The organism is Paenibacillus sp. R-74696, assembly GCF_055814915.1.
The window spans coordinates 333073-346627 of sequence record NZ_JBPULM010000025.1; the positions used below are offsets into that span (position 1 = coordinate 333073).

14 protein-coding genes and 1 pseudogene are annotated in these 13555 nt (G+C 41.9%); 13 read left to right on the forward strand and 2 right to left on the reverse strand.

All coding sequences use genetic code 11. The features are described from left to right. Window positions 1-383 precede the first annotated feature (383 nt). Together ACSR9A_RS08790 and ACSR9A_RS08795 are read left to right on the forward strand one after the other, a co-directional pair. Window positions 384-1211, forward strand: a complete 828-nt coding sequence (locus tag ACSR9A_RS08790; protein ID WP_473756766.1) for a hypothetical protein — start codon at window positions 384-386, stop codon at window positions 1209-1211. A gap of 76 nt (window positions 1212-1287) precedes the next feature. Next, window positions 1288-4761, forward strand: a complete 3474-nt coding sequence (locus tag ACSR9A_RS08795; RefSeq protein WP_473756767.1) for an S-layer homology domain-containing protein — start codon at window positions 1288-1290, stop codon at window positions 4759-4761. Between the two features lie 82 nt (window positions 4762-4843). Here the strand turns inward: ACSR9A_RS08795 and ACSR9A_RS08800 are convergent, their stop codons facing one another. Continuing rightward, window positions 4844-5473: an NUDIX hydrolase gene (locus ACSR9A_RS08800; RefSeq protein WP_473756769.1), complete on the reverse strand. Its 630-nt coding sequence runs from the start codon at window positions 5471-5473 to the stop codon at window positions 4844-4846. A gap of 19 nt (window positions 5474-5492) precedes the next feature. Then, a pseudogene (locus ACSR9A_RS08805) lies at window positions 5493-5990 on the reverse strand (GntR family transcriptional regulator); the annotation flags it as partial. 14 nt (window positions 5991-6004) lie between these two features. Here ACSR9A_RS08805 and ACSR9A_RS08810 point away from each other — a divergent pair. The 11 genes from ACSR9A_RS08810 (at window position 6005) to ACSR9A_RS08860 (ending at window position 13554) form a co-directional block, all read left to right on the forward strand. Beyond that, window positions 6005-6241, forward strand: a complete 237-nt coding sequence (locus ACSR9A_RS08810) for a hypothetical protein (protein ID WP_473756823.1) — start codon at window positions 6005-6007, stop codon at window positions 6239-6241. A gap of 119 nt (window positions 6242-6360) precedes the next feature. Next, a complete protein-coding gene (locus ACSR9A_RS08815; protein WP_473756771.1) occupies window positions 6361-6615 on the forward strand; it encodes a hypothetical protein in 255 nt (84 codons plus the stop codon). Window positions 6616-7036: 421 nt separating this feature from the next. Continuing rightward, a complete protein-coding gene (locus ACSR9A_RS08820; protein WP_473756772.1) occupies window positions 7037-7948 on the forward strand; it encodes a radical SAM protein in 912 nt (303 codons plus the stop codon). Beyond that, window positions 7949-8500: an HIT family protein gene (locus ACSR9A_RS08825; protein ID WP_473756773.1), complete on the forward strand. Its 552-nt coding sequence runs from the start codon at window positions 7949-7951 to the stop codon at window positions 8498-8500. Between the two features lie 11 nt (window positions 8501-8511). Then, complete coding sequence (locus tag ACSR9A_RS08830) at window positions 8512-9918, forward strand: hypothetical protein (protein WP_473756774.1); 1407 nt, start codon at window positions 8512-8514, stop codon at window positions 9916-9918. A gap of 99 nt (window positions 9919-10017) precedes the next feature. Next, window positions 10018-10722, forward strand: a complete 705-nt coding sequence (locus ACSR9A_RS08835; RefSeq protein WP_473756817.1) for an ABC transporter permease — start codon at window positions 10018-10020, stop codon at window positions 10720-10722. Between the two features lie 9 nt (window positions 10723-10731). Next, the gene (locus tag ACSR9A_RS08840) at window positions 10732-11535 is read left to right on the forward strand and encodes an ABC transporter permease (RefSeq protein ID WP_473756776.1); all 804 of its coding nucleotides are present in this window, start codon (window positions 10732-10734) and stop codon (window positions 11533-11535) included. 8 nt (window positions 11536-11543) lie between these two features. After that, window positions 11544-12524 (forward strand): ABC transporter ATP-binding protein, encoded by a 981-nt coding sequence (locus ACSR9A_RS08845; protein ID WP_473756777.1) that lies wholly within the window; start codon window positions 11544-11546, stop codon window positions 12522-12524. 13 nt (window positions 12525-12537) lie between these two features. Then, entirely contained in the window at window positions 12538-12990 is a 453-nt protein-coding gene (locus ACSR9A_RS08850) for a nucleoside-diphosphate kinase (RefSeq protein WP_473756778.1), read from the forward strand. Window positions 12991-13071: 81 nt separating this feature from the next. Next, entirely contained in the window at window positions 13072-13215 is a 144-nt protein-coding gene (locus ACSR9A_RS08855; protein ID WP_473756780.1) for a hypothetical protein, read from the forward strand. 114 nt (window positions 13216-13329) lie between these two features. Continuing rightward, window positions 13330-13554, forward strand: coding sequence for a winged helix-turn-helix domain-containing protein (locus ACSR9A_RS08860; RefSeq protein ID WP_473756782.1), 225 nt, complete (start codon window positions 13330-13332; stop codon window positions 13552-13554). The last annotated feature ends 1 nt before the right edge of the window (window position 13555 follow it).

Below are 13555 nucleotides of genomic sequence, written 5' to 3' on the forward strand. Positions count from 1 at the left end.
AATATCCGACAATTTCAATAGGTTAAGTAAATAATGATTGACAAGGAAACTTTTGGCACCTATCATGTAACTAATCAACTGGATGACCAGAGATTCAATGCAGCAACGATTGACCGCTGCCTTGGGTCTCTATTTTTTTGCCAAATGACAAGGAGGTGGAATTGAGCCATTAGCAGGCCAATATTGATGATTTTAACCGTAAAGCAGGAATCGACTGGACACCCGGAGATTCAATAAGGAGCGTGAAGTGACGCTCCTTATTGAATCTTTTTTTCTACGCCGGGCTCGAAGCAAATTTGAAGTATTACAAAAAAATCGCCAAGGCAGACAGAGGATACAGACTACTCTTGTGCCCAAGGCAACCGAAAAGGATGGTATTTTTCATGAAAAAATGGACCGTTTCACTCGTTTCCGCAGCAGTTGTGCTTTCTGCAGTCACTTTGGCTGCCGTATCCGCAAACAGCTCGCAGCAGACCACAGCTGTGCCTCAAGAGAAAGTCGTCGCTTCAACGGATTCTAGTAACCAAGCACAAGCGCCAGCCAGCAACACCGCCTCCACTGCAAGCCAGCAGCCAGCAGCATCTACTGCCCCGGCGGCTCAGAAAACACAAAGCGTGTCACTTGCGGCAGCACCAGCCGAGAACAAGCAGGCAGCGGCTGAAACAGCGGTTGAAAAAGCAAATGCTGGAACGGTAACGACTGCTGCAGTTTCAGAATCATCGCCAGCAGCATCACCAGCACCGTCCGCAGCAGCTGAGGTCGGTGCCGGCAAAACAGCGACTAACCAGCCATCGGCCGTCGCTTCATCCGCAACTGTACAGCCGAGCACGAACACAGTGGCAGCAACTCCGGAAGCAACCACTGCTCCTAAGACAGATGCGGCAGCCGTAAAGCCGACCAGCGCTCCCAAGACGGAAGGCGTAAAGCCTCAAGTAGCGAGCAAGCCAAAGACAGAAGCGGCAGCGCCTGAAGCTACCCAAGCACCGGTTGCTGAGCAAGCTCCTGCAAAAACGATTACCTTCGCTACGACAGAAGTCGTTCAAGCAGCGAAAACAACAAGCAGCGCTTCAACAGGAGCAGCGCAATCTACTTCTTCATCTTCATCAAGCTCATCATCCGGTAGTTCGCAGACTCCAGTTGCTTCTACGCCAGCTTCCTCTTCAGAGCAGGCACCTTCTTCCTCCTCTGACGATGAAGAAATTTGCCCGTAAGCAAAAAGCAGATTAGCAGCAGCAGTCGTTGTCATGATGTTCTGTAAACACTGAAATCCAATAAGCAGAGGTGCAAATGATGAAACGAAAATCTGAATTAAAGCAATGGATGGCAATGCTGCTCACAGCAGCATTGCTCGTTCTCCCCCTCCCCGTTGAGAAAGCGAATGCTGCGGCTTCTTACTCCGCAAACGCTGCGAATGCTTATAATTATTTTAATGATGTTTATCCACATTTGAATGATAACCAGCATGTTTATCAAACGGCTACATATGAAGATATCGTTCATCTGTTCGAGAGTGAAGGAAACTACGCCGTTCTAATCGGCGGCGCATGGAGTGAGCAGACTCAAGCCAATATCGGCTTCATTAATGAAGTGGCCAAAGAATACGGCGTAGCCACCATTTATAACTTTGACACGAAGCTTGATGGCGATACGCTGCAAATTGCTGATTCAAGCAATCCCTACGCTTTCAAATACGTTGATCTGGTTAACAAATATTTAACCAACCTTGATCTTTATGATAAAAATGACCCTGATCATAACGTCAGCTATATTAAAGATGGCATTCCGGTGGTCGCCAACAAGCTGGAGACCCCCTTCCTATTCATTTACAACAAGGATCATAAGGACGGAAGCGGCAATAGCGCTCCCATCGTTGCCTATTCGGATGAAGCTCATGTCTGGGATGATTTCCTGACCAATGGCATAGTTGATCCCGCCAAGACGGAAGCTTATAAAGCATCGCTGCGGCCTGTATTCAGCTCCGTTGCGCAATTTGATACGATTGACGAGTCCGCCTATATTAAAGCGGCCTTCAACAAAAATTATGGCAATGAAAACCCGGGAAAGCCGCTGATTTTTGATGATCTGGACGGCGATCTCGTCCTTGAGCATGTGACCTACCACGAGTTGAATAAGCTGCTCGGCAGTGAAGGCAGCTACATCTTTCTGTTTGGCGGCTCATGGTGCCCAAATACACAGGCGGCCATCAAATATATCAACCAATATGCGAAGTCCTACAATATTAGCAAGGTTTATTTTTGGGATACGAAGCTGGATTCAGGGGTGACGGTTGCCAGCCCGACTAACAATCCGACTACAAATCCACATAATACGGAAACGCTGCAGGTCAGAGCCAACAATCACCCTTATGCCAAGCTGTATGTGGATGTCGTGAATAAATATTTAACTAATATCAAGACGCAAAACAACACCGCAGCTAATCCTTCAACCATCAGCTATACCAATGAAAACGGTACGGTAGTGGTTGGGGACAGACTCCAAGTACCCTACCTTTTCACTTATAACAAAAATAACAAAGATGCGGACGGTGCGAGCGCACCTATCCTTGGACATGTTGAGCTGATGTATTCTTGGACAAACATTCAGCCCGACTATGCCAGCAGCGGTTATGCGATTGGTGCGAGATACACCTACTATACCCATGCTTTGGATTCGCTATTTTCTAGAGTAGAGGCTGTTCCAACAGGACTCGAAGCAACAGCGCCTACCTCTGCAAGCAACAACGACGGGAAAATTACCGGCATCAAAAATAAAACGCTGGAATATAAGCTGGACGGAGCATCAGCTTATACACCAGCATCAGGTGAGGCGATTGCCAATCTTGCTCCCGGCACGTATAACGTACGTTATGCCGCCAAAGCAGGCTATCAGGGACCAACGACGGCCGCCGCAGGAGCAACAGCCATTTTATATAACGCTGGCGAATCGGTTAATGTGATCGTTCCCGCTTTCTCGCAAGAGCAAGCGGCGCCTACAGGCCTACTCGGCGTTGCACCTACCACTCCGGCCAATGACGACGGGAAAATCACCGGCACCGTTCCAGGTCAGGAATATAAGCTGGCAGGTGTGACCGACTATGTTTATGCACCGAATCAAGAAATCACGGGTTTGCTACCGGGCATTTATCAGGTCAGATTTGCAGCCGTTGATGGAGGCTTGGCGAGCGCAGCTGCTTCTGTCGAAGTTCCGGCATATGGCGAGCAAGCCGCCCCAACGGGTCTCGTGGGCATAGCACCTACTTCGGCAGCTAACAATGACGGACGTATTACAGGCACAACTCCCGCTTTGCAATACAAGCAAGCTGGCGTGACGGATTATGTTTATGCGCCGGATGTGGAAATTTCCGGGCTTACTCCGGGTATTTATCAAGTCAGATACGCTGAGAAAGAGGGCTTCAACGCCAGCGCAGCGACGGACGTTGTCGTGCCTGCATTTACACCTGCTCCAAGCAGCGGCGGTGGAGGAAGCGGCAGTGGCGGTGGCACGGGCTCATCTGGCGGCAGCACTCCTAATCCTGCTGCAGGTGGCAGTACCGAGCCGGATACAGCCGAATCCTCTACTGTTGTAGCATCGGCATCCGCCGTGGCAGTTAACGACAATGCAACGGGGGTCACAAACGCAACCCTGTCAGCGGCTTCCCTAGCAAGCCTTGCCGAGGCTTCCAAAAAGGCCGAGGCTGAAGGAAAAACAGCTATTGTGGAAATTAAAGTGGCGGCAACCGCCGAAACCAAAACAGCTGAGCTTATCCTGCCAAGGAGCGCCTTAAATCAAGTTTCTTCCGATACCAACGCTGAGGTAAGAATCGTCTACGCTAATGTCGGAACGATTATCTTTGATGCTGCGGCGCTGAAAAGCATAACGTCAGCGTCAGATAGCGGCGATATTAGTATTCGCATAGCAAAGGTTTCACTAACCGAGGAAGGTAAAGCTGTTCTTGGAGATCGCCCGGTCTATGACTTGTCCGTTAAGGCAGGTGACAGCCCGATTTCAGAATTTGGCGGGGGAAAAGCTGCGATCAGCACTCCCTACTCGCTGTTAACTGGAGAAGATCCGCTTGCAGTCATCGTCTATCATATTAATGGGTCCGGACAATTGGAAAATGTTCGCGGAAAATATAACGCAGCAACGGGTACGGTGGATTTTGTTACCACCCACTTTTCCCAATATATTATCGGATATAACAAGGTAACCTTTACTGATGTGCCCGCAACAGCTTGGTATAGCGATGCGGTTGGCTTTCTGGCTGCCAGAAGTATCACTACTGGCACAGACGGAGCTCTATTCAGCCCGAATGCTGCAGTGACTCGCGGCCAATTCATCGTTTTATTGCTTAATGCCCTTGGCATTGCACCGGATAGCACGGCTGCGGACAACTTCGCGGATGCTGGCAGCACCTATTATACCGGCTACCTAGCTGCGGCAAAACGTCTTGGCATTACGACCGGCGTAGGCGACAATCAATTTAAGCCGGATAACCAAATTACGCGGCAAGAGCTCTTTACACTGCTTTACCGCTCGCTTGACAAGCTTGGTGAGCTTGGCGAGCTGCCTGAAGGCAACGCAAGCACATCCTTATCCCGCTTCAATGATGCTAACCAGATTGCCGATTATGCACAAGAAGCTATTCAAAAGCTGGCCGATCAACAAATCATTACGGGATCAGGTGGCAAAATCAACCCTGAAACGGTCTCCTCGCGCGCTCAGGTAGCACAGGTGTTGTACAATCTCCTGTCTAAAAACTAATCTAATCGCTGCAACCAGCCTATCAAATAAGGGCAGCCTCGCTAGTAGTTAAACACTACTGGCAAGGCTGCCCTTATTACGATTAATCCAATACAACCGGCTTATCCGGCTGCTTCAAAAATTCGAACATCATCTTAATCTGCCGCTCCGTATTGCGCTGCACGGATAATGGAGGAAGCGCATCCTCTGCGAAAAAACCAACGTCAGTCGTCTCCGGTCCAACCGCCGCTTCTCCGCCAATGATTTCACATTCAATAAACAGATCGTAAATATGATAAATATCCGGTGGATGCTCGTGCTTCTTTTTGTCCAGCACCGCCAGCAGCCGCTTTGGCTTGACTTTGAAGCCGGATTCCTCCCAAACTTCCTTTACCGCCACCTCAGATGGAGAAATGCCAACGTCCGCCCAGCCTCCCGGCAGCGCCCACGCCTGATCCTGCTTTTCTTTGATCATTAAAATCTGCTCATCCTGGAACACAACGCCGCGAATGCCGACCTTCGGCGTCGCATATCCCGTATCGCTGGCGAAAGTTAACGCGAGCTGATCCCGCTTCATGCCGGTAGCAAATGCCAGCATATCTACCGAAATAGCGCGAAGCTCCTCATATCGCTCGATATCGAAAGCATTTTCCGAATAGGCAAGCCCATTTTGCGCGAGTGCTTGAACCCGTTTTACCCACTCCAGCCACTGCTCATCTGACGAATGGTTCATTTCACATTCCTCCGTATTTCTAAATCGTGCGGGTCGAGCTCATCAGATGCAAGCAAAACTCCAGATCAGCCTGCAAATGCTCCTTCATCAGCCGCTCGGCAAGCTCGCCGTCTCTGGCTTCGATCGCTTCATATATTTTCATGTGTTCATCTATAAGAAAGGGACGATTGTAATAAACGACCGTACGGCGGAAAAGATAAATAATGGACTGCATCTGGTCAATAATTTGCACCATGACCGGATTGTTGCTTGCTTTCACTATAATATCATGGAATGCTTCATTCGCCTTCATAATTTCTTCCAGCTCACCCGTCTGCCCAATTACAACACATTCACGCAGCGCTGCCAGCTGATGGTCCGGAAGAAATGTTGCCGCACTGCGGGCTGCATGCCCTTCAAGCAGCATTCGAACCTGAAATCGGTTGCGCAAATCGCCTTCCGTCGGCGTGACAACTTTTTTACCAACGATCAATCCCTCTTGCTCCAGCTTGCGGATGGAGTCGCGAATCGACGCCTTCCCATGTGGTTCAGATGATTGAACAAGGGTTTGAGGCTGCGAAAGACTTCGGTCAAGCACTGCTGCTTCTGGATCGGTACTTCTTGTCGATTCAGGCCCTGGAACGCTTGCAGGCGTGCCACCTCGCCTCCGATGCCAGGATGCATCTGGTGACGAAAGCCAAGTCTAACGCAGTGGCCTACGACCAAGAAGCCCGGCCGTGGCCGACCGTCGAAAAAAGGCAAGGCGGTCAAACTGAAAGCGTTGTTTAAGATTCGCGCTACCGACTTTCAAACTGCCAACGTTCCTCATGTATGGCAAAGAAAAGGAGGTTCAGTTTCTAGTTCTGGATCTGCTATGGGGACAGGGATGGTATCAGGAATTACGCTTTGTGCTGGTAGTTCATCAGGGTCGCTACTCCATTTTGGTCAGTACGGATCTCTGCTTGACGGCTACAGATATCATTGGCTTGTACGGTTATCGCTTCAAGATCGAGTGCACGTTCCGGGAAATGAAGCCGGCCATCGGCGCTTTCGGCTATCGTTTCTGGAGCAAGTCCATGCCAAAATTGAACCGGTTTTTGAAAAAGGGTTCAGCCCACCCGCTCGAAGCAGTAAAAAAACAAACAGGATCAACGTCGGGTTGAACAAACGATTCAATCGATTGAAGGTTTTGTCAGGTACCAGTGCATTGCGATGGGGCTGTTGCAACTGGTCGCTTTGCGCTTTTCAGGACGACGCCGGGCCTGTTTTTCCGCTACCTGCGAACCCCCTCTCATACTGTCGTGTCCGAGGCCACCGTTGCCGCTTATTTCCGCAAGTCTATTTTTCGCCTGTTTGCTCAAAATCCGCATTTAGCCATAACGAAAATAATTAAATCCAAGCAGGTTACTTCACATGTTGACGAGGATTCATTGGTTTGTTAGTGGTGTAGAACTTTTCAATGCCTAGTATAATTATTATATGAAAAAAAGTCTATTTTATAGGGTATTTTCTTGAAATGGGTTGGGATACAATGAATTTTATATCATTTTGATTTCCAAATTATAACTACCCAGGAGGCTTTAGATGTTAACCAGTTTTAGAAGTATCATTTTAAGTGGTGGAAACAAATGTTTTGTCAGGTGCCCCGGCTGCTATAACTATTTTAGTAATAAAGATTACAACACCGAGTCGCTAATTGCTTTTATCAAGGACATAAAAAAAAACGTACACATAAAAAAAGTTACAATGGCAGGCGGAGAACCGCTGGCCCGGCATGATATGGGGTATATTTTGAAAAGCCTTAAGCAACTGGGTCTGATAATCAATTTAGATACGGTCGGACTTTCCTTAATAAGAGATGTTGTAATAGGTAGAGAAATTGTTTCACAAGCGAATCCTGAAACTATTTTGCCATACATAGATAATATAGGGATCCCTTTTGATGGTTCAACCGATAAAATAATGAATCACTTTAGAAGAGGCTTAAAGGTTGATGAGGTTAAATCGATTATTGAAGTCTTGTCTAAATATCAAACAACAAATATTTGTATTAATACAGTTGTGAATAAAGAAAACCAAAGTGATATTTTAAATATATATTCTATTATTTCTGATTACCCCCATATTACCAAGTGGCAATTATTTCAGTACATGCCGATCGGTCCCGGTGGCTTTAAAAACAAGGATAAATATGAAATTTTAGATGAAACTTATAAAAAGGTCGAAGATGATCTAAAGCAATTTACTAATGGCAATGCGTCCATTGATATTCAGTTTAAATCAAGAAAAAATAGGAAGAATCAATATCTATTGATTGATGGAGAAGGTGTTGTGTGGGTTCCAAAACAAGATAACAATTATTCATGGGGAGCAGATGACGTTAATAATGAAAGACTCATTATTGGTAATATTCATGACGAAAATGCTGCAAGGCTTGTATTAAAAAAAATTAGAGAACTAAATAGAATAGAACCAATAAGCATAGGAGGATTATAAGTGAGCCTTTTAAAAAAGAAAGAGTATAAGTTTTTGGATGGAAGTAGTTTTGAAGTCGTAGGAGAGATATGCAGGGGTTGTTATTTAGAAAAAAACATTGAATCATTTCCAGAAATTTTAAAACCTGTGGTTAGCAACCAGAAATTCGCGATAAGACAAGACGCTGAATTCCCTGTTCCTGGTTTTTATATTCTGAGTTTACGTGATCATATAAACTCCTTGGCAGATGTCGACCAGGAAACTGCTGAGCAAATTGGTGTTTGCACATTTATTCTGCGCAATGCAATGAGGAAATTATTCTCAATTGAGAGAGCCCATATCTATCTTGAGGAAAAAAGCAATGATCCTCACTATCACACATGGTTATTACCAATTTGGTCAGATATTAAAGTAAAGTATAATATTGAACCAAGGATATGGGAAAGCAACATAAAGCATTATCTCGAGTTATTTCGCTATGAGGAAGAACGGGAAAAAATAGTTGACTTTAATATCAGGCTCAAACATTATCTTCTAGCTGACCCGTATTTCCAAAGATTAAAATTCTGTTAAGGAGAGATACTGTGAACGAATCAAAAATACTAAGTTGGACTCTGGATTTATCAGAAAGCCCTTTCATCAGCATGAACGATATTAATGAGGAATTACTATTTAAATATATTGTTGGACACAAATTAGAGACTAGATTTTTTGAAAAAATCAAACAAGAGAAACCATTATGGTGTTCAGACAAAATATATTCAAAAGCTGAATCACTCGCTAGACAAATTAGAAAAAGATTTGAAGAGCAATATAGTTTTTTGACTTCATTTTCTGAAGAATATGAGTCTACATTAATAATTATTAAAGGTTTTACTGCATACTTATTAACGGACAGAGAAACACCTATTCGAGCAAGTAGTGACATGGATTTGTTTGCGAAAGATTATGTCATACTCCGCGATAAACTTATAACCCATGGATTCTTCGAGGTTAAATCTGAAACAGGCCATGAGTTTTCAGAATTAGTGAAAGACTCACTAAATGTAGATATTCATAAATTGTATCCTATTTATCAGTATCCTGTAGATATATGGGATACGCAATTAAATATACTTAATTTAAAAACAAGCGAGAGTATTCAGATTGTAAATGAGATTCGATATGAAGATTTGGTCCAAAATTGCATTTACATTCATAAAAATTTGGCTATTCCAAGTATGGAGATGGCAATCCTAATTCTATGTAACAATCTGTTTAAAGATTATATTTCATTCCTGGATTTTTTACCACCAGTACCACTAGTTCAGATTGTTGAAATTGTACAGATTCTAAAAAAAACTAATATTAGTCGAGTTTACAAGCTTGCAGAAAAATATAACGCTTTACAATTGCTCGATTTTGTCGGTGAAGTAATGAATAAGTTGTATGGTCACAATCCTTTTGAAATTCTAATGGGACAACTGAAACCAGGATTTCCTCAAATGCTTCTGTGGCATTTCAATACGTGGATCAATAATAATCAAACAAATAATTTATTAAAAACAATCGTTTTAGATGATATAGTCAGGGAAATGAAGAATACAATAATAAAATCATCCTTTTTATATCAAAACAAAGATGAAAATGAAGAGTATAGCTTAATTGGTTATGAGGGAACAACAGGTCAGAAACTTGAAGTTGCTGTGCAAGTCACGTGGGAAGAAGATATACAATTCGAGCTTCATATGATTAATACAAAATTATCGAATAACGATATGATAATGTTAAATTTCGGCACTTATAGGGAGATTTTTACTGGAGAACGAATTACTAATGTGATGACTTACACAGAGGACGAGAATATTTCATCATTATCAGTTAAGATTAACGGCGATGAATACCCTGAGATATTAACTTCGCAGACACTGCCGTTAATATTATTTTTTGAGAAAAAAGATCCAGACGATATTCGCAGTTCATTATTTCCCGTATTTATAAATAAACATTAAGGACGTGGAGAAGTCTTGTTATACTGGAGTTTTTTCTTAAAATCCTTTAAGGAGAAATATGTATATAGATTCGATTTCTACATTTCGATACTTGCAACGATGTTATCTCTGATCGTACAAATCAGTGTTTGGAAATCATTGTACAAAAATGATGGTATTCAGCACTCGATATTACTAAGTGAAATGCTTATGTACATTTTAATATCAATCTTTTTGCTTTCATTAACAAGGTTTGGGGTTGGCAACAAGATAGCTGAACGAGTTTTATCAGGCGCGATAGTATCCGATTTTACTAAACCAATTAGTTTTAAGTTGTATCTACTAGCAGAGGATCTAGGTAATAATGTCTTTAAAGCACTTTTCGTGTCCTTACCTGCAGCGATTGTATTTTTATTTTTTTATGATCAACCAGTATTACCCGAAATGATTAATTTATTGATATTTATTATAAGTGTTTGCTTAGGGGTTCTAATTGCTTTTAGTATTCACTATATTGTTGGACTTTCTGCATTCTGGCTTCATTCTACTTGGTATCTTCAGTTTTATTTAGGGGCATTATTTGAGTTGTTCTCAGGATCTACTGTACCACTCTGGTTTTATCCAAATTGGCTACAGACGATTTGTAATTGGCTACCTTTTAAGTATATTTTCTTTGAGCCAATCTCAATTTTTCTAGGACATTATACTATATCTGATTCCATCAATAAAATTGGTGTCCAGATTTTTTGGTTATTTGTTCTGTTTATTATCGAAAGATTCGTATGGAGTAATGTAGAACGGAAAGTGGTCGTTCATGGGGGGTAAGTGAAGATAATGTATCTTGGTCTTTATCTTTCTTTCATTAAGCTAAGAATTATGGAAGTGGCTGAGTATAGAAAAGCTTTTTTTGTAGGAGCATTTGCTCAAATAGCTGCATATGGCGCCGAGTTTGTTCTTGTATGGGTGTTACTCGAGCATTTTAAGTCTATCAACGGCTGGGGAACCTATGAAGTTATTTTATTATACGCGCTTAACCTTGGATCATATGCTATTGCAGGATTCTTTTTTTTCAGTCCGAGTAATCAGTTAGTTTCTATGATCAAAACTGGTAGTTTTGATGAAGTTCTTACTAAACCAATTAATAGTTTTTTTTATTTAATATGTCGGGAGTTTAATAGTGGTTATCTGAGCCATTTGCTTCTTTCAATACTTGTCATCATATTATCTTTTTCAAAACTGGGGATTAGTTGGAGCTTAACTAGTATCTTCTTTTTGTTAGTAGTTCTAATAGGCGGAAGTTTAATTCAAGGTGCTGGATTTATACTTACTTCTGTCCCCTCCTTCTGGTTTGTTGAAAGTGGAGGACTTAAAGATATCTTTTTCTTTCAATTAAAAAGTTTCATTCGATATCCAATAACTATTTTTAACAATTATGTTCAGGTACTCCTGACATTTATTCTCCCTTATGCATTTATAAATTTTTATCCAGTTCAATTTTTTTTGAAAGAAAAGCAAGAGTCAGTATTTTTTCATCCTGTTTTTGAGCTTGCTACTCCAATTGTTGGAGTGTTCTGTATTTATCTCGCCTATCGTTTTTGGATGTTCGGTATAAACAATTATAAAAGTACTGGATCATAGGAGGCTATATGTCGCTTATCAAAGTTAATGGAGTTTCTAAGCATTTTAAAGTTTACGAGAAAAAAAGTGGTTTGCTCCCATCATTAGTTTCATTATTTCATCGTGAGTCAACTATCAAAAAAGCTGTTCAAAATCTCTCTTTTAACATCCAACGAGGAGAACTTATAGGTTATATTGGACCAAATGGAGCCGGAAAATCAACAACTATAAAGATGTTATCAGGAATTCTTGTCCCTTCCGAAGGCGAAATTCTAGTAAATGGAAATCGGCCTTGGGAAAATCGCAAGGAGAATGCAAAAATGATAGGTACTGTTTTTGGCCAACGAACACAACTTTTTTGGAATTTGCCCATGAATGAAACCTTTGAAATATTCAAAAAAATCTATAGGATAGAAAACACAAGATTCCAAGAAAATATTGAGTTTTATGTTGACCTCCTTGATATGGCTGGGTTCATTAAAACGCCGGTAAGACAGCTAAGTTTAGGTCAACGTATGCGAGCTGAACTGGTAGTAGCGTTGCTACATGATCCGGACATTTTGTACTTAGACGAGCCTACTATTGGACTGGATGTTATTGTTAAGAAAAAGATAAGGAACTTCATAAAAGAAATAAATCAAAAAAAGAATACAACTGTTTTACTTACTACTCATGATATGGATGATATTGAAGCGATATGTAATAGGATTATCACAATTGATAAAGGCCAGTTACTTTTTGACGGAAAAATCGAAGAGTTTAAAAAGCATTATGGTAATGGTTACATTATTGTGGTCGACTACATGGATGAAATCAATGTCCATCCAGATAAATTGGACTCTCGTTTGAGAATTATTAATGAAGAAGGTAAAAGGAAATGGATTGCGTTTGAGAAGGATACTATAACCCAAGGCCAAGCAATTAAAATAGTCGCTAATCTTGCTGAAGTAAGAGATATTAAACTAGAAGAACCTACGATAGAAGACGCAGTAAGAAAAATATATGGTTAGACAGAGGTGACTAATGAGAGGATTTATTTTATTAAAACCGGAAGCTATACAAAGAAACTTGATCGGAAAAATTATCGCAATGCTAGAAGATAAAGGGCTAAAGATAATTGGACTAAAAATGCTCACTGCGACAAGGAAGCAAATTGAAGACCTCTATGGTCATTTGCATCATGAACCCCATTATTCGGTTATAATTGATTGTTGCTTGGATGGACCAGTTGTAGCAATAGCATTAGAAGGGCAAGTAGGAGTGGATGCTGCCCAAACTGTAACTGACTTACAGGGGAAGTTTGATGTTGCTGGTACAATCAGGTATTATTTCGCTTCTCATCCATCAAGGAGTGTTTTACATTGTTCTGATACAGGAAAAGGTGAGCGTGAGCAATCAATATTTTTTAAAGAAGAAGAATTGAATATCTATAATAAAATACTGGATGATTGGATAGTTGCTAGGCATTATAGATAAGTATTCTGCTATACATTCAGCGAAAAATAAATAGATCCTGTATAATAGTCTTCAATCATTAAAATATTGGAGACAATCGAAATGAGCATACGAGTGGGTGTGACAGAAGAACAAAAAGAAGCAGCGATTCAAGAAATCAAGGCTGCGATGAAAATAAACAAGGATCTACGGATGCATGTAAGGTATCAGACGATCCATATGCTATTGCTTGGCGAATCGTACTGAATTTCGGAAGTGACCGGACGGTCATTAGCTACCTTGTATAACTACAGAAAAACTTATCGGGAACAAGGCGTGTTGGGTCTCCAAATCGGACATCCACCCGGACGAAATAGCTTGTTGACGGCTGAGCAAGAGCAACAGTTGTATGAAGTCGTAACGAATCAAACGCCTACGGATCAAGGAACGCGAGATTTGCTGTACCATTTGGGGCTTAGCTTTACGAAACCGACCTATACGCTTATTAAAACAGACGTACAGAAACAAGAAGAATTCAAAGGAACCTTTCAGGAGTTAAAAAAACTCCTCGATGGACACAGCGACCGGATTCTGTTTGACGATTAGT